The sequence below is a fragment of the Fibrobacter sp. UWH1 genome, from assembly GCF_002210365.1.
GTDB lineage: Bacteria > Fibrobacterota > Fibrobacteria > Fibrobacterales > Fibrobacteraceae > Fibrobacter.
In genome coordinates this window covers 46,330-63,772 of record NZ_MWQG01000002.1, presented here as the reverse complement: position 1 = coordinate 63,772, position 17,443 = coordinate 46,330, and the positions used below count along the sequence as shown (strand labels likewise).

Sequence of the window (17,443 nt, the reverse complement as noted above, 5' to 3'; positions counted from 1 at the left end):
CCTTTGAACTAGATATCTCATAACTCACAACTCATATCTCATAACTAAAAAAAGCCAGGTTTTCACCTGGCCTTTTTTGCAAGGTCGACCTCATACCTCAAAGGAAGGCGAAGCCGACCGACCTCTTTGCCTATTAGAAATGGATCACGCGAACCTTGATGACCTTGGGCAGCTGAGCCAGTTTGTCCTTGATGGAATCATCAATGGAGCTTTCGATGTCGATCAGGTTGTAACCGATCTTGCCGTTGCTCTTGTTGGAGAAGGAGGCAATGTTGATGCCTTCAGCACCCACAACCTTGGTGATTTCAGCGATCATGTTGGGAACGTCTTCGTTAATCACCACAACGCGGGTCTTGATGCCCATGTGGGGCTTGTCCATGAGAGCCGGGAAGTTAACGGAGTTACGGACGCAACCGAATTCGATGTAGTCCTTCAGTTCTTCAACAGCCATGACTGCGCAGTTTTCTTCAGCTTCTTCGGTAGAAGCGCCCAGGTGCGGGAAGCACTGGATCTTGTCGTGCTGAATCTGCTTTGCATCCGGGAAGTCGCTGAGGTAACCCTGGAGAGTACCGTTGTCCAGCATTTCGTAGATGGGGTCCATTTCAACCAGACCGTTACGGGCGAAGTTCAGGATATGAGTACCCTTGAAGTTAGCCAGGTTCTTGCGGTTCAGGAGGTTTTCGGTAACGCCCTTGATGAACGGAACGTGAACGGTGAGGAAGTCAGAATTTGCGATCACGGTGTCGAGATCGGCAATTTCAACCTTGTTGGAAAGTTCGTGCATGTTCAGTGCGTTGGGATACGGTTCGTATGCGATCACGCGCATGTTCTTCCAACGAGCATAGTTAGCAACGAGAACGCCGATCTTACCGAGGCCGATAACACCGAGGGTCTTGCCAGCCAGTTCAGAACCAGCGAACTTCTTCTTGCCGCTTTCAACAGTCTTGGCCATATCCGGATCATTGATGTCCAGAGCCTTGACCCAGTTTGCAGCCTGTGCAACATTACGAACAGCCATACCGAGAACGGTCATCACGAGTTCAGCAACAGCGTTTGCATTTGCACCCGGAGTATTGAACACGCAGACACCCTTAGCGGAAGCCTTGTCGATAGTGATGTTGTTAACACCAGCACCGGCACGAGCCACAGCCAGGAGGCCGTCAAACTGATCAGTATCAACCTGAGCAGAACGGACAAGAATTGCGTCCGGATTTTCGACGGTATCAGAAACCTGATAGTAAGCTCCAAACAGGCTGAGGCCCTTCTTGGAGATGTTGTTCATAGTCTTAATAGTTGCCATGATTTATTCCTTGTAGTTTATGTTAAAAATTCTCGAGGTCGCACCTATGGTGCTTTGAGGTGCGAGGTCGCGCTTCGCGCTCTGAGGCTTGAGTTTCGCGGATTTGCCGCCTTTATTTTGCTCAAGGGCCGTAGGCCCGTCCTCAAAGTCTTTCGAAGAAAGACGACCTCACCGCCCATACCTATGGTTCTACCCAGCGGCCACGTTCCTTGATGAGAGCTACCAATTCTTCGATGGCATCTTCTTCGGGAATGTTCTTCTTGACTGCGGTCTTTCCTTCGAACAGGGTGATACGGCCAGGACCGCCACCCACGTAACCAAAGTCAGCGTCTGCCATTTCACCCGGGCCATTCACGATACAGCCCATAATGCCGATAGACAGATCCTTCAGATGACCAAAGCGGGCCTTTATCTTACCCATCACTTCCTGGATGTTGTACAAAGTACGGCCACAGCTGGGGCAGCTAATGAAGTTGGTCTTGCTGCGACGGCAGTAGGCAGCCTGCAAAATATCGAAAGCCAGTTCCACAGATTCCTTGGGGCTCTTGAAACCTTCGATAACAACAGCGTCACCGATACCATCAGTGACCAGGCTACCGATGTCGGCAGAAGCACGGAGCATATCCTTCTCGGAGCTACCGATGTTGGCATAGAGCAAGATGGGATCCTTGCGGCCAGCGGCTTCCATTGCAGAAACCAGGGCGCGAACACCAGAAACCATGTTATCGCCAGTATAGCAGAACACGGAACCTTCCGGAACAGAAATAGGATTGGCGGCAAAGCCAGCAATATCCATGGGATCGTCAAAAGCCACAACAGGCTTGTCGGCCAGGCTGGCCACGGCAAATTCAGGACCGCGACCTTCAGAAGTCAGGCTGGCAGCATCGGAACGAACACCGACCTTGACCGGCTGAGCGCCACCGATTTCCACACCGTTAAGAACAACGGGCTTGGTTTCGCGACGAGCGTAGTGGTACGGATCCTTTTCGAGAATAGGCACATCGTAGCTTACCGGAACTGCGGGCAAGGCGCAAGCCTTGATCAGTTCCTGGGCAACGGGGACTTCGGCCACAGGATCTTCTGTCAGGGAGACGCGGATGGTATCGGCAAGACCGTCCATCAAGAGGGCTCCAATACCTGCGGCAGACTTCATGCGGCCATCGGCACCGGCGCCAGCTTCGGTAACGCCCACATGGAAGGGGTACGGCTTGTAGTTTTCCTGCTTGATACGGGCAGCCAGCATACGGTAGGCAGAAATAGCCACGCGAGGATTGCTGGACTTCAGGCTCAGGACCACCTGGTCAAAATGTTCGGCTTCGCAAACAGCCAGGTATTCCATGACGGATTCCACCATGCCTTCCACGGTGTCGCCATAGCGGTAAATCATACGGGCAGAAAGGGAACCGTGGTTCACGCCAATGCGGATCACGCGGCCCAGACGCTTTGCTTCCTGGACGAAGGGAGTGAACTGTTCAGCCACCTTCTCCTTGCCTTCTTCGAACATGGCGTCAGTCTGATTTTCCAAAGTCAGGATGCCGGTATCAACGAAATTACCCGGATTGATACGGACCTTTTCAACCCACTTGAGAGCTTCGAAAGCAGCCTTGGGCTGGAAGTGGATGTCGGCAGAAACCGGCACCTTGCAACCAGCAGCACGAATGCGCTTCATGACTTCTTCCAGACCCTGGGCATCGGCCAGAGTGGGAGCGGTAATACGAACCAGGCCACAGCCAACCTTGGCAAGATCCAAGGTTTCCTGGACGGTCTTTTCAACGTCCTTGGGCTTGGTGGTAGTCATGGACTGAACTAAAATGGGGGCACCGCCCCCAATCAATGCATCACCAACACGAACCTGTACAGTTTCTCTACGGACTGCGTTAAAGCGGTCAGCAACATACGGAAATTCAGAAAACTTTGTCATATATAAGCAATTTAGGAAAAGTCGAGCGTCGCGGCAAAAGCGTTTTCGCTTTTGACATAACCGAGAAGCACTAAATGCGCTTGTTAAAGCGCCATTTAGGAAAATCAGCAATTATCGGCACATTCCAAATTACTTATGTAGAAGATTTGTAGTACTCTTCCAGCTTTTCACGACAGTTATAGAAGCACTTCCACAGCGACGGATCGAACTGGGAACCCATGCCCTTGGCGATAATATCAAAGGCATCCTCGAAAGAGAATTTTTCCTTATAGCAACGCTTACTGACCAGGGCGTCGTATACATCGGCCACAGCCATCACACGGGCTTCAAACGGGATATTCTCGCCACTCAGGCCCCTGGGGTAGCCCCTTCCGTCATAACGTTCGTGATGGAAACAGGCCACGTTCCTGGCGATGTTCACGAAAGCAGGAACCTCGATCTGTGAAAGGAGATTCTCGACAATGGCAGCACCCTTTTCAGGGTGAGTTTTCATCTCCTCGAATTCCTCGGGAGTGAACTTTCCAGGTTTTCTCAGAATTTCATCGTTAATGGCAATCTTGCCCAAGTCGTGCATAGGTGCGGCACTGACCAGAGCGTCGTAGAAGGTATCTTCATACTTGCGCTGTCGATCCTTACGCAGTTCATCAACAAGGATAGACACCACCTTGCTGGTACGCTTGATATGACCGCCCGTATTGCTATCACGGCTTTCAACCATGTTGGCCATGCCCACAATCATCTGTTCCTGGATAGACTTCAACTGGTTGGCGTTACTCTTCACCACAGTCTTCAATCGGGTATTGCTGTCGCCAAGCATCTGCACATAGTTGTGCAAATCCGTATCGTCCACAATCTTGAACAGGTTCACATAACGATCACGGAACACGTTGACCTTGCGAACATAACAGCGATAATGACGAACGCTAGACAGGTATTCCTTGGTATCCAGATAATCCCCGTCCCGCACTTCCCTCACCCACAATCTCAGGAAATCGATGGCAGCAGAACCCGAAGGCAGCAAGTGGTCTACGCGGCAATTTTTTAAGGCAGGAATGATCTCGTAGGCAATCTCGTTGCATCCCAAAAAACGGTATGACGAAGACACCAGAATATACCCATCCGTATTGTTTTTTTCAAGAACAGATAGAACGCTATGCCCGATGTCATAACTCTTTACACGGAAGCAAATGTATATCAGCGCCAGCTGGTCAAACACATAGACCGCAGGCATGATCAAGGTATCGATTTCCCAAAGGCGCGAAGAGAAGAACGCCAAAATCGTAACAATATCGATAAGGGACATGGCCACAAGGCACTTAAAGGAAACGTTCTTCTTCTTGGCAAAGGCATAGATAAGAATGCTTACGTTGGCGATCAGGAACCCAAAAATCATCAGGTTGAACAAATCATGGCCAAAGCCATAAGTCGCCACATAGTTACCCACCCCTTCGAATGTCTGGACATACTCAATGGAGGTGTAATAAATATCGCTGAAACCTACCGTACACGACAGGCCGAATATTAACATCGTATAGGCATTCAGGATCGTGCGCACGAACTTGTGGATTTTAACCCGGCAGACATCGGCGACGGCATAGAACATGAACAGGGGCAGAAATACGGAACCCGCATAGTTGAACTTGTTGGCCACAATGGCTTCATCCACGTTGGTAGACAAGCCAAGCATCAAGTGCCCCATGCAGGACACCAATACCAAAAAGCTAATGAACGAATAATTGCCACTAAACTTTGGATTCAGATGCCAAATCGCCACCACATTCAAGGCGGCAATAATACACAAAACCAACAAACACGTAATAATCATACACAAAAACCCTACAATTGGCCAGGCGGTCTCTCTTAAAGATAATCAACTTTAGAACTAATCGCAAACAAAGACCCCCAAAGGGGCCCCAAACGCATACAAAAAACTTGCAATATGTGATTTAGCAAACAATTACCGCTAACCAAAAAAAGCCCGACTGCTTTCGCAGCCAGGCTTTTTAAAGTTCTAGGAACTCTGTCGAAGTACTTCGATTAGGCTTCGGTTGCGGTCGCTTCTGCAGCAGCGCTAGCGGGTGCTTCAGGAGCGGCTGCGGGAGCAGCTTCAGCGGCCGGGGCTTCAGCCTTCGGGGGGAGCAGAGCCTTCATGGAAAGCTTCACCTTACCCTTCGGGTCAACACCGAGGCAGAGAACTTCAACTTCGTCACCGACGTGAACGACGTCTTCAACCTTGTCGACGCGGTGGTCAGCAAGTTCGGAGATGTGCACGAGGCCATCGCGACCCGGGAGGATTTCGACGAATGCGCCGAACGGCTGGATCGTCTTAACCTTGCCCTTGTACTTGCGGCCCGGTTCCGGTTCTGCAGTGAGTTCTTCGATCATGCGGCGGCAAACTGCAGCAGCCTTACCAGTCGGAGCAGCGATGTCAACGTTACCGTTGTCGTCGATGTTGATGGTGCAGCCAGTCTGAGCCTGCATGCCCTTAATGACGGAGCCACCAGAGCCGATAACGTCACGGATCTTGTTGGTGGGCACCTTCATCTTGATCATGGTAGGAGCCTTTTCGGAAACCTTCGGACGAGGTGCGGCGAGGCCAAGTTCAGCCATGCGGCCGAGGATGTGGAGACGGCCCTGCTTGGCCTGTTCCAATGCCTGACGCATCAGTTCCGGAGTGATACCACGGATCTTGATATCCATCTGGAAGGCAGTGATACCTTCAGCGGTACCAGTCACCTTGAAGTCCATATCGCCGAGGTGGTCTTCAGTGCCGGTAATGTCGGACAAGATTTCGATCTTGCCGCCTTCCTTCACGGAACCCTTTTCGGAGATGAGGCCCATTGCGATACCAGCAACCGGAGCCTTGATAGGAACGCCAGCGTCCATCAAGCTCAAGCAGCCACCGCAAACGGAAGCCATGGAAGAAGAACCGTTGGATTCCTGAATTTCGGAAACCACGCGGATGGTGTACGGGAAGTCTTCGGGCAGCGGAAGAACTGCAGCCAGAGAACGTTCGGCGAGGTGGCCGTGACCGATTTCGCGGCGGCTGGTGCCGAGACGCTTGCATTCACCCACGCTGTACGGCGGGAAGTTGTAATGCAGCATGTAGCTCTTTGCGCCTTCGCCCTGAAGGCTTTCATAACGTTGTTCGTCAGCCTTGGTGCCGAGAGTACATACAACGAAACCCTGAGTTTCACCGCGCTGGAAGATGGCAGAGCCATGAGCGCTGGGGAGAACGCCCATATCGATTTCGATGGGGCGGATTTCGGTAGTGGTACGGCCGTCCAAGCGGACGTGTTCGTTCAGGATCATTTCGCGCATTGCGGTGCGTTCCAGATCGCCGAAGATTGCCTTGGCATCAGCAAGGAGAGCTGCGTCCTGAGCGTCGCCTTCGCCAATGATAGCGAGGATACGCGGATCTTCAGTCATACGCTTGCAGAGGTCTGCCATAGCAGGATAGAAGTCGGTCTTGACCATGTTGGAATGAACGTCCTTCTGGAGTTCGTCATTCACAACTTCCTTAACGGTGGTGAGCAGCTTTTCGTGAGCTTCGCCAAGATCCTTCGGAGCGAGGATCATCTTCGGCATCTTACCGCACTGGTCAACAAGCTTCTGCTGAGCAATGCAAAGCTGCTTGATGACTTCGTGACCGGCGAGGATAGCGTTGATCATGGTGTCTTCGGACACTTCATAAGCGCCACCTTCCACCATGCAGACGGAGTCTTCGGTACCGGCGACCACCATGTCCAGATCGGCGCATGCAATCTGATCATAAGTGGGCATCACAACGTTCTGACCGTCAACGACGGCCACGCGAACTGCAGCAACCTGCTGTTCGAACGGGAGGTCAGAGAGACCAATGGAGAGAGAAGCAGCGCTCACGCCGAGAACGTCGGGAGCGAACTTCTTGTCGGCAGACATGACCTGCACGATGACCTGGACTTCACGAGTGAAGTTTTCCGGGAACATGGGGCGGATCGGTCGGTCGATAATACGAGCAGAGAGGGTTTCTTCGTCAGACGGACGACCAGCTTCACGCTTGGAATAGCCACCCGGGAGGCGACCAGCAGCGTAGGCCTTTTCGCGGTATTCAACCGTCAGGGGAAAGAAGTCACCTTCCTTTTCTTCGCCGTAGCAGACAGTGGACAGAACGAATGCGTCGCCCATCTTGGCAACAGCAGCGCCACGAGCCTGCTTGGCAATACGGCCGGTTTCGAAAGAGATGACACGACCATCGGGAAGTGTTACAGACACTTCCTTCGGGTCCAGCATCTTGCCGTACTTTTCTTTGTAAGCATCAATAGACATAGATTATCTCCAGTCCACAGAAATTAGCCGCGGAGACCCAATTCCTTGATAAGAGCACGCTGAGCGACAATGTCCTTTTCGCCGTAGTACTTGAGGAGAGTCTTGCGCTTTGCAACCATCATAGACAGACCGCGCAGAGAGTGGTGGTCCTTCTTGTGCTGCTTGGCGTGTTCGGTGAGGTTCTTGATCTTTTCAGTCAGGAGAGCGATCTGAACGCGGACGTTACCGGTGTCCTTTTCGTTTGCGCCAAACTTAGCGGTGATTTCTGCAGCCTTTTCTTTAGTAATAGTAGCCATTTTACTACCTGTTCCTTTTGGTTTGTTTGTTTTACTTATTTACACGTTTGCACCCGAGTATTCTACTTGAACTCCCAGTGGAATTAACTGGTCGGGAATACCAAGGTGAAATGACGTTGAGGAATAATATAGGTAAAAAGAAGAGAGACGAAAGACGGGAAACGAGAGAAAAGAGGGAAAAAAGGGGCCAAAAGGGGTGTTTGCGACTGATTTTAAAAACTCGTAATTCATATTTCGTAATTCATAATTAAGACAACTGTTTTTTCTATCATTGTTGGCGAAGGGTTTAGATAAATTTTGAAGAAGGTTTTACTGGTCATTTTTGCGATTGTATTCTTGTGCGGGGGCGTACTCCCTGCGGTGGAAGATTATCTTGACGAAATCGCAAACAGTAAGGAAGTTCTCACCTTCTTCAACAAGAAAGATTCCCCTGAAAAGCTAAAGAAGTTCATCGTTTCGGTGAACCGAAATTTGAGCGTTGCCGACGTGGATCGTTTTGCCGGATACATCCTGACCTACTCAAAACAGTATGATATGGATTACAAGTTGGTGGCAGCCATTATCGCTCAGGAAAGCAGGTTCAAGGTCAACGCCAAAAGTCGCGTCGGGGCTTTGGGTCTTATGCAGATCATGCCAACCACCGGGAAAAATGTCGCTCAAAAGTTGAAGCTTTCCAAGTACAGTTTGTTGAACCCGAAAGACAATATCCAGATTGGCGTAAAGTTCCTGTCGATGCTCCGCAGCGAGTACAAGGGCGATATAAACCTGATGTTGGCCCACTACAATGGCGGATACAGGCAGGCGGAACTGTACAAGGCATTCAGGTATTTTGAATTTTTACGCCTGATAACCATGCAGTACGAGACCTTTAATTACGTGAAAAAAGTAAAGACCAACTACCGAAAAATCTCCCGCGACGAGGTATGAGGTGGTCGCCTACGGCTCCTTTCAGCGATGAGCTATGAGCCTTGAGCAATGAGTTAGATAATCGCGCCAAAGGGACCTGACGTCACCCTGAGGAATCTCAGGATCTTGTGCGTTCACGGGATTCTGAAACAAGTTCAGAATGACAGTTTGCGGATGTTCAGAGGGACAGTCCCCACTGTTCACTATCCCCCCCTCTAGGTTGCGAAGCAACCGACCTGAAACCTCTAGCGTAGCGAACCTCATTTTCAATTGCTATCTTTGGCCGCAAATGTTCGAGTCCTTGAATTTTCACTTTTCCTTCTACGACTACCTGCTGGTAGCCATGGTGACTGCGCTTGGAACCTTGAGTGCTTACCTGAAGGACCCGCAGCTGAAGGCGGTTACGGCCACCATTCCCATCCCCTTCGGTTTCGCCTACATCGCCGTGGGCCTCCCCATCGGGGCCGCAAACGCCATTTCCGGATTCATGTGCATGCTGTATGCGAACATCGTCCGCATCCTCCATTACAAGGCTAAAGTGCCTATCGTGCTGTCCATCATTATAGGCCTAGCCTGTTTCGTGGCCATGGGCACCTTCCTTATGCCCCGCATCCCCGACAACGAAGCCTTTTTCGTAGGGGTCTGTGCCTTCGACTTTATCGTTGGCCTCATCATGTTCCAGAAGCAAAAATACAAGGCCGGTGTCCGCTACAAGACACCCCTGCCCATCTACATCAAGGCCCCCGCCATTGCCGGCGTGGTCAGTGGCCTCATGTTCATCAAGCGACTCATGGGCGGATTCTGCACCAGCTTCCCCATGATGAACTCCATCGTCAGCTACGAAAGCCGTTTTTCATTGGGTGACCAGTGCCGTCAGCTGCCCCTGTTCCTGATTGCAGGCCCCTTTATGTTCCTGGAGATGCACTTTATCGAGACCCGCCTGGGCCTAAACCATTGGCTGGTACTGCTTAGCGGCTACATTATCTTCAGCGTGATTTACGTTCCCCTGAACAATGAACTGAAACGAAGGAACGCCTGTAACTACAACAACCCCCAGGAATAGTTCCCCATAGGCATATTCCAAGCTGTTGTGATTAAATAAACGTTTTTAACAACAAGGACGCCCCAAAGGCGTCCTTTTTCGCTATGTGGAAATATCTTATATAATGGTAATTTGGCACTTCATACAATTTAGGGTGCCGCTGGTGAAATCTGGAGAATATATGTTTGGAAAAATCAAGGCGATTGGCATTATGGCAGCCATTGTTGCCACCGGTGTAACACAGTCCAACGCTGAAGCTTACGACTGGGGTAACGTCCGTTTCGATGGTGGCGGATTCATGAGCGCCATCCTCCCCAGCCCCTATCAGAAAGATTTGATTTACGCCCGTACCGACGTGGGCGGCATCTACCGCTGGGATGCAACCAAGTCCTACTGGATTCCTCTTATGGACCAGTTCAGCGAAGAAGACAAGGGTCTTTACGGCACCGAATCTTTCGCCCTGGACCCCACCGATCCCAAGCGCATTTACGTTTTGGCAGGTACCGGCTATTTTAGCTGGGGACGCACTGCCGTGCTCCGCTCCGAAGACTACGGTACCACCTGGGACACCACTTATGTAGGCAACAAGGAAGGCGAAGGTATTCTCGCCCACGGTAACGGCATGGGCCGCCAAACTGGCGAAAAGCTGGCCGTAGACCCCAACATGCCCAACATTATTCTTTGCGGTAGCCGTACTGCAGGCGTTTACAAGAGTGAAGACTATGGTAAAACCTGGAGCAGCCTCTACAAGGTGGCTATTTCTAGCGCCTCGGGAAACAGCCTGAGCGGCGTAAATGGTGTCGCCTTCGTCATGTTCGACGAATCCCAGGGCAAGCTAGCCGACGGCAGCACCGCCACCATTTACATCGGTATTTCCGACACCAAGGACAATCTGCAAGTTTCTAAGGATGGCGGTAAGACCTGGAAGACTATCGAAGGCGGCCCCTCCAAGTACATGCCCCACCGCGCCAAGATCGTAGATGGCGATATGTACATCACCTACGCCGATGGCCCCGGCCCCCATAACATTAGCGGCGGCGCCGTGATGAAGCTGAATCTCAAGTCCGGCACCTGGACCGACATCACCCCGTATGATGATGAAGAAGACGAAGGCGGCACCGTTCAGCACAAGAAGAACGAAAGTTCCTACGGCGGCATCGCCATCGACCCCAAGGACAAGAATCACATTGTAGTTTCTACCCTGGGCAAGTACACCGGCCGTCACGTAACCAAGGACGAAAAGGATAACTACGGCGACCGCATTTACGTTACCACAGACGGCGGCAAGAACTGGGTCCATGGTCAGCATTACGGCGACGTACCCAATATCGACGCCAACGGTACCGACTGGATTCCGGGTAATGCCATCCACTGGGCAGGCTCCCTGGAATTTGACCCGTTCAACAACAAGAAGGTCTGGGTCACCAGCGGTAACGGTATTTTCACTACCGACGACATCACCGCCAAGGTTCCTGTCTGGAAGTTTGAATCCAAGGGCGTAGAAGAAACCGTTCCCCTGGATATTGTCAGCATTCCGGGCGGTCCCCTGGTTACGGCCATCGGCGACTATGATGGTGGAGTCTACACCGACATTAACGCACCCGTCAAGCGCCACTTCCCCATCGTAGGTTCTACCGAAAGCATCGGCTACGCAGCCCTCACCGGCACCTTGATGCGTACCGGTATCGTAACGGTCTACGGCCAGTACGATTCCAAGAGCTACAAGAAGATGTACCGTTCCGACGACTTGGGCAAAACCTGGGACGAGATGCCCATGGACACCACAAGCACCATGGAGAACATGCGTAAGGGCCACCTGACTCTCTCCGCAGACGGCAAGGTCATCATGCACAAGCCGGAAAACGGATCCAGCTTCTATCGCTCCGTTGACAACGGCAAGACATGGAAAGAAGTAAAGACCGGTAGCGGCAACGGCCGTATGGCTTCTGACCCCGTGAACCCGAAGGTATTCTACGTCATCGGCGATAACGGAGAAGTGATCGTTTCCAATGACGCCGGCGAAACCTTCAAGCAGGTAACATCTCTCAAGACCAACGAAAACTTCTCTGGCGATGGTAACCCCATCCGTACCGTTCCCGGCAGAGAAGGCCACATCTGGGTGGCTCGCGACCAGAATCAGATCTGGCAGAAAGACGGTTACACTCATAACGGTCTCAGCTATACCGAAGACGGTGGCAAGACCTGGAATGATTGCGACATCGTAGGTACCGCCGTTGCAGTAGGTATCGGTAAGGCAAAAGAAGGCGCCGACTACGAAACCATCTACATCTGGGGCGGCACCAGGGAATATGTAGGCGAAGGCCAATGGGGCGGCAAGGAATACAAGTACTCCACCGTCGGCCTCTACCGCAGTACCGACAAGTGCAAGACTTTCGAACGCATCAACGATGACATGCATCAGTTCGGTGGTCCGGGTAACGGCAAGTTCGTCCAGGGCGACATGAACAACTACGGCGTGGTGTATATGAGTACCGTTGGCCGTGGCCTGATTGTTGGCGCACCGGAAGGAACCAACATTGTCATGAACAACCCCAGAATCATCAACATCGGACGTTCCGCCAGCATGAACCAGCAAGGACGCAGCCTCCAGATCGCAGCCCCCGAGGGAGCCGTTCTCAAGCTGTATTCCGCAAACGGAAAGATTGTCCTTTCTCAGCAAGTTGGCGGCAATGCAAACGTCAGCCTGAACAGAATTCCCATGGGTAAGTACATCGCCCGATTGACCAACGCCAACGGAAACAATCTGCTTTCCAAGGCCATCCTGGTCAAGTAAGCTTTAAGGAGCAAGAAAAGAAAGCCCTCGGTTTTTAGAACCGGGGGCCTTTCTTATGCAATTTTTTGGGAAAATTACTTGGCGAGAGCACTGAAAGATTCAGTGTAGGAGTTCTTGATAGCCATTTCATCGGTCAAATTGTACATAAAGTACAGCTGACCCAGATTCAAGGTCACGAGGGTACCGGTTTCGTCAAGAGCGACAGTGGCGGCCAATTCAACAGTCTTGGGTCCCATGCACATGGTGTTGGTAAAAGACCTCATGTGCAAGACGCCAGCGGCAACAGACCATTCGCCGTAAACAGGATTGCAGTCTGCGGTAGCAATGTCTGCTGCCAGGGCAGGAGCGTCAAACTGGAATTCATGAGTATTCTTGTCGAAAGTCAGCGTGCCCGGAGCTGCGGTGTAATTGAACATGGAATGCATTTCACCAGAAGCCTTGTTGGCCATACCATTGGCGTTCCATGCACCATTCAGGCAGTCATCGGAAATGCCGTTAGCGCAAAGTTCTGCACGGGTCGGATCCGGAGTGCTATCATCGCTACAGGCAGACAGGAGACCCAGGGAGCAAACGCCAGCCAGGGCGATCAAAGAAAACTTTTTCATATAAAACCTCTGTTATTTGTGGTTGAATATAAGAAAAAGTGGCGAACATTTTTTTTTATTGATTTTATTTTACCAAAAGACAATGGCTTTTTTACGCAAAAAAGCATAATGTTGTAAAAAAGAACAACAGAAATCCCCCCATTTATATGTACAGACAGGTCAGGAATAGCTATTTTTGGCCCGTGTTTGGAGAGGTCTGCGACTTAACAACAGCAGACGAGTGGAGTTATAGTAGAATGAAGAGATATCTGACAGCAGCAGTTTTGGCTACTTCACTGATGTCGCTCAGTGAAGCAGCCCCAAGCACAAACTTCCAGGTCAACTTGCTGGGTGATTCTAATATGGGGAGCCCTAGCCTCACCCACGCCGAAAAGAATTACCAGGCAAGCGTCAAGGTTTATTCCATGTTGGGCAAGGAAGTTCTAACCTTAGGTAAGAACACCACCTACTTCGAAGCTACCAAGGCATGCAGCCAGAATCTCCCCTCAGGCCGCTACGTGATCAATATCAGGGCAAACGGAACCGACCGCAGTTCCATTATCAATGTTAGATAGTCTAAACCCGACTCTATACTAAATCTTAATCAAGTCCAGGACCGAAAGCACTTCGTCCTGGACTTTAAATTTGACTTCAAAGCCAGCAAACTTAAAGCCGTAAACTCGGTCGGCATCCTTCTGGTAAGCCGGGCGGGGATCCTCAGCCAGAATTTCGCGGAGGGTATCCAATTTTTCTGCCGGAAACTCCCCAAGGTCCACGGAGAATTCCACCTTCAGGCTTTTTTCGCGGAGGGGTTCCGCAAAGCCGCCCAGTGCATCGGGCACGGAATCGGCATAAGGCAAATAGGGCTTGATGTCTACAATGGGAGTTCCATCCATCATGTCGGCGCCGCTAACGATAATTTCGGGGCCGCAATAATCCCCGTCAACCACGTTCAGGCGGATTTCCTCGATTTTTACGCAGCTCATGGCCACGGGATTAGGGCGGAAACTGCTGCGGGTGGCAAAAACTCCCAGACGCTTGTTGCCTCCGAGGCGGGGCGGGCGCACCGTAGGGCTCCAGCGATTTTCGCCGTTCTCGCCCACCCTTACATTTTCTGAAAAAATCCAGAGGACCCACAGGTGGCTAAAACCCTCGAGACCGCGCAAGGCGTCGGCCACTCGAAACTCAGGTTCAAAGCGAATGGAGGAACGCAATTCCTTTAGCAATCCACTCTGGCGGGGAATGCCGAACTTATCGGGAAAGTCACTCCGGATTCTGGCAATGACCTTAAAGGGGAAATGAGATGGGGTTTCGCAGTCTGGGTTCACAGAGCCATATATAAAAATTTCTATCTTGCCCCACCGATGATTTAACTCAGGCGAATGTTTTTTCGCCGCAACATAGAAGAGGAACAAATGACCGTAGTCGTCTTTATTCTTTACTTGTTGATGATGCTAGGCATCGGTGCCTACTTCTCTCGCAAGGCAAATAGCCTCAACGCCTACTACCTGGGCGATCGTGGCATGAACAAGTGGGTGGTGGCTATGTCCGCCCAGGCTTCCGATATGAGTGGCTGGATGCTCATGGGTCTCCCCGGCGCCATCTACCTCAGCGGTTTCTCCGAAGCATGGATCGGCATCGGTCTCGTGATCGGTACCTATTTCAACTGGAAGATCGTTGGCCGCCGTCTCCGCAAGTACTCTCACTTCTGCGGCGACTCCATTACCCTCCCCGACTTCCTCTCTAACCGTTTCCGCGACAAGAAGGGCATCATCCGCGTGATCGCATCCTTCTTCATCCTGGCATTCTTCCTGTTCTACACCGTTTCCGGCTTCGTGGCTTCCGCAAAGCTCTTCGGCACCATCTTCGGTCTTGACTACACCACCGGCCTGATCATCGGTGCCGTCGTGGTTGTTAGCTACACCTTCATGGGCGGCTTCTTCGCTGTTTGCTGGACCGACTTCATCCAGGCTTCCATGATGCTCATTGCCGTGCTGGTGATTCCCACCATCATCTGCGTTTCCGGTGGCGGCTTCGCTGCAACCATGGATGCAGTGAACGTACAGAATCCCTACCTCATGAGCCTCTTCACCAACGCCTCTACCGGCAAGGCCATCGGTTTCATCTCCCTGATTTCCAGCCTGGCCTGGGGTCTCGGCTACTTCGGTATGCCCCACATCCTGGTCCGTTTCATGTCCATCAAGAACGCTGAAGAAATCAAGCATTCTCGCCGCATCGCCATGACTTGGGTCATCATCTGCCTCGGTGCTGTGATCATGATCGGTCTCCTTGGCCGCTATTATGTAAGCGCTAACGGTCTCACTGTCCAGGACCCTGAAAGAATCTTCATGGTCCTCTGCCAGGCCCTCTGCCATCCGGCTATCGCCTCTATCCTCATGGCCGCCATTCTCGCCGCTATCATGAGTACCGCAGACTCCCAGCTCCTGGTTTCTGCTTCCGCTTTCAGTAACGACATGTACAAGCACCTCTTCCGCAAGAACGCCTCCAACAAGGAACTGATGTGGGTGAGCCGCGTTGTGGTTGCCGTTATCGCTATTATCGCTGTTCTCGTGGCACTCCAGGGCGCACCTTCCGCTGGTGCCGCTAAGGAAGGCAAGAGCTTCCTTGACGTGGTCATGAGTCTGGTCAGCTTCGCCTGGGGTGGCTTCGGTGCAACCTTCGGTCCGCTGGTTCTGTTGGCCCTCTTCTGGAAGCGCACCACCCTGCCCGCAGCCGTTGCCGGTATGCTGGTTGGTGGCATCACCACTTTCGTCTGGAAGTTCTACCTCTCCGGCCTCAGCGGTGAAATCTTCCAGATTTACGAACTGGTTCCGGGCTTTGTATTCAGCATGGTTACCATCATCGTGGTAAGCCTTTTGACCAAGGCCCCCTCCAAGGAAATCCAGGACGAATTCGACCAGGTGGAACACACCCGCTTGAGCGATATGAAGCTGTAAGATTAGATATCAGATACACGATATGAGATATGGATTTCTCATGTCGTGAGATTCCGAAAAAATCGGAATGAAGATTTGCAGAATTCAATTTAATCTTCAGCAAAAAGAAACCCAGACTTTTTAAGTCCGGGTTTCTTTTTTTATAGTCTAACGTTCTAGATTAACAGAACTAAGTCGTTCCAGATTCCAGACCCTTCACAGGAAGAACCTTTACAGAACCATCGGCACCGATCACCACGGCAATACCGGCCAGGTAAGTAATCCAGCTGCGATTTTCGTAGTATCTAAGGTCAATCTGACGGCCAGAGGCATAAATTGTCAAAGGAGCCAGGAACATGTCGTGGGTATTCACCACGCTTACACGAGCCTTCTTGGAAATCACGCCCACCAGGAATTCATCAATGAACTGCTTGGCACGAGAGTCCAGGTCATAGAAGGCATCTTCATAACCGCCATTGAAAGCCCAGTCCGTTGTAGCCACATAGTTTCCATCGGTAGACAAGGCTGCATAAGCATTGAAAGCGGAGTCATTCTTGATGAACCAGCCACCATTCAACACGCCATAAGCATCGTGGTTGAATCCAGTTTCACCACGACCCTTGGCGATATTCTCCAACGTTTCGCGGGTACGGACATATTCAGAATGAGCGTAGTAGGCCGGATCTTCGCTTGCGATTTTCTGGCCCACGGACTGAGCAGAGAAAATACCGAATTCCGTCAGGTGAGAAGTTTTTCCAGAACTGGAATTACGTTCGGCATGGCGCAGAACAAAGACCACCTTTTCATCGGGCTGCAGGGCCTTGAACACCTTTTCTACACTAGTGAAAGTCGTCAGGTCCGGATTGGCCGGATCGTATGCCACGTCGGCATCGGGATCAGCAAAGAGCGTTCCCTTAAAAGAGGACGTTCCAAGAGAATCCAGGCAATAGACGCCGTTACCCTTGCCATTGTCAAGAGGTTTGACTTCGCAGCCCTCGGGTACATAAGAGGGTTCATCGATATCGGTTCCAACAGCATAGGGGTCCGCATTGGGATTCTCCGTCGGACCTTCAACACCGCTAGAAGATTCAGGCTGAGACGGATCCAAAGTAGGATTAGACGGATCTACAGACGGATCCACTGTGGGGTCAACAGTCGGATCAGACGGATCGGCAGAGGCCGAAGACTGCGCACCCGGTTCAGGAGACATGCCGGAATCGGAAGAAAGGATTTCTGATGCAGGAGGATTAGGATCGTTAGAAGGTTCTGTTGCAGAACTACTGTCGCCACAAGCCCAGAACAGGGATGAGCACAGGACAGGCAAAATCAGGAATTGTTTTTTCATAGACTCTAATC

General features: G+C 51.5%; 13 protein-coding genes. 5 read left to right on the top strand and 8 right to left on the bottom strand.

The genetic code is table 11. The features are described 5' to 3' along the window. Positions 1-133: 133 nt before the first annotated feature. From B7992_RS01405 to rpsO, 5 genes are all read right to left on the bottom strand, one after another. Positions 134-1,300, bottom strand: coding sequence for a phosphoglycerate dehydrogenase (locus tag B7992_RS01405; protein ID WP_073156644.1), 1,167 nt, complete (start codon positions 1,298-1,300; stop codon positions 134-136). 181 nt (positions 1,301-1,481) lie between these two features. Continuing rightward, positions 1,482-3,221, bottom strand: a complete 1,740-nt coding sequence (gene ispG / locus B7992_RS01400) for a (E)-4-hydroxy-3-methylbut-2-enyl-diphosphate synthase (RefSeq protein ID WP_073284716.1) — start codon at positions 3,219-3,221, stop codon at positions 1,482-1,484. A 133-nt stretch (positions 3,222-3,354) separates the two neighbouring features. Then, positions 3,355-5,046, bottom strand: coding sequence for an HD domain-containing phosphohydrolase (locus tag B7992_RS01395; RefSeq protein ID WP_088665435.1), 1,692 nt, complete (start codon positions 5,044-5,046; stop codon positions 3,355-3,357). A gap of 212 nt (positions 5,047-5,258) precedes the next feature. Next, entirely contained in the window at positions 5,259-7,490 is a 2,232-nt protein-coding gene (gene pnp / locus B7992_RS01390) for a polyribonucleotide nucleotidyltransferase (RefSeq protein ID WP_369680972.1), read from the bottom strand. Between the two features lie 62 nt (positions 7,491-7,552). After that, positions 7,553-7,825 carry a 30S ribosomal protein S15 gene (rpsO, locus tag B7992_RS01385; RefSeq protein ID WP_073156633.1) on the bottom strand — a complete coding sequence of 91 codons (273 nt, stop codon included), beginning with the start codon at positions 7,823-7,825 and terminating at the stop codon, positions 7,553-7,555. Between the two features lie 297 nt (positions 7,826-8,122). Here rpsO and B7992_RS01380 point away from each other — a divergent pair, with 297 nt between their 5' ends. From B7992_RS01380 to B7992_RS01370, 3 genes are all read left to right on the top strand, one after another. Further along, the gene (locus B7992_RS01380) at positions 8,123-8,752 is read left to right on the top strand and encodes a lytic transglycosylase domain-containing protein (protein WP_073156630.1); all 630 of its coding nucleotides are present in this window, start codon (positions 8,123-8,125) and stop codon (positions 8,750-8,752) included. A 280-nt stretch (positions 8,753-9,032) separates the two neighbouring features. Then, on the top strand, positions 9,033-9,794 hold the full coding sequence (locus B7992_RS01375; RefSeq protein WP_254794857.1) for a hypothetical protein: 762 nt from the start codon (positions 9,033-9,035) through the stop codon (positions 9,792-9,794). A gap of 160 nt (positions 9,795-9,954) precedes the next feature. Continuing rightward, on the top strand, positions 9,955-12,567 hold the full coding sequence (locus B7992_RS01370; RefSeq protein ID WP_073233770.1) for a T9SS type A sorting domain-containing protein: 2,613 nt from the start codon (positions 9,955-9,957) through the stop codon (positions 12,565-12,567). A 74-nt stretch (positions 12,568-12,641) separates the two neighbouring features. Here B7992_RS01370 and B7992_RS01365 read toward each other — a convergent pair whose 3' ends face one another. Then, positions 12,642-13,172 carry a hypothetical protein gene (locus tag B7992_RS01365; protein ID WP_073156622.1) on the bottom strand — a complete coding sequence of 177 codons (531 nt, stop codon included), beginning with the start codon at positions 13,170-13,172 and terminating at the stop codon, positions 12,642-12,644. A gap of 236 nt (positions 13,173-13,408) precedes the next feature. On the opposite strand from B7992_RS01365, the gene B7992_RS01360 reads away from it, so the two are divergent. Continuing rightward, a complete protein-coding gene (locus B7992_RS01360; protein ID WP_158236587.1) occupies positions 13,409-13,726 on the top strand; it encodes a T9SS type A sorting domain-containing protein in 318 nt (105 codons plus the stop codon). A gap of 18 nt (positions 13,727-13,744) precedes the next feature. Here the strand turns inward: B7992_RS01360 and tsaA are convergent, their stop codons facing one another. Then, positions 13,745-14,479, bottom strand: a complete 735-nt coding sequence (gene tsaA / locus B7992_RS01355) for a tRNA (N6-threonylcarbamoyladenosine(37)-N6)-methyltransferase TrmO (protein WP_073233772.1) — start codon at positions 14,477-14,479, stop codon at positions 13,745-13,747. A gap of 87 nt (positions 14,480-14,566) precedes the next feature. Here tsaA and putP point away from each other — a divergent pair, with 87 nt between their 5' ends. Beyond that, a complete protein-coding gene (gene putP / locus B7992_RS01350; RefSeq protein WP_088658702.1) occupies positions 14,567-16,108 on the top strand; it encodes a sodium/proline symporter PutP in 1,542 nt (513 codons plus the stop codon). Positions 16,109-16,277: 169 nt separating this feature from the next. On the opposite strand, the gene B7992_RS01345 is transcribed toward putP, so the two are convergent. Beyond that, positions 16,278-17,432 (bottom strand): phosphoglycerate mutase family protein, encoded by a 1,155-nt coding sequence (locus tag B7992_RS01345; RefSeq protein ID WP_088665433.1) that lies wholly within the window; start codon positions 17,430-17,432, stop codon positions 16,278-16,280. Positions 17,433-17,443 lie beyond the last annotated feature (11 nt).

Coding starts and splice junctions, on each gene's coding strand:
- B7992_RS01405 (WP_073156644.1), bottom strand. CDS start 1,300: ATGGCAACTATTAAGACTATGAACAACATCTCCAAGAAGGGCCTCAGC.
- ispG (WP_073284716.1), bottom strand. CDS start 3,221: ATGACAAAGTTTTCTGAATTTCCGTATGTTGCTGACCGCTTTAACGCA.
- B7992_RS01395 (WP_088665435.1), bottom strand. CDS start 5,046: ATGATTATTACGTGTTTGTTGGTTTTGTGTATTATTGCCGCCTTGAAT.
- rpsO (WP_073156633.1), bottom strand. CDS start 7,825: ATGGCTACTATTACTAAAGAAAAGGCTGCAGAAATCACCGCTAAGTTT.
- B7992_RS01370 (WP_073233770.1), top strand. CDS start 9,955: ATGTTTGGAAAAATCAAGGCGATTGGCATTATGGCAGCCATTGTTGCC.
- B7992_RS01365 (WP_073156622.1), bottom strand. CDS start 13,172: ATGAAAAAGTTTTCTTTGATCGCCCTGGCTGGCGTTTGCTCCCTGGGT.
- B7992_RS01360 (WP_158236587.1), top strand. CDS start 13,409: ATGAAGAGATATCTGACAGCAGCAGTTTTGGCTACTTCACTGATGTCG.
- putP (WP_088658702.1), top strand. CDS start 14,567: ATGACCGTAGTCGTCTTTATTCTTTACTTGTTGATGATGCTAGGCATC.
- B7992_RS01345 (WP_088665433.1), bottom strand. CDS start 17,432: ATGAAAAAACAATTCCTGATTTTGCCTGTCCTGTGCTCATCCCTGTTC.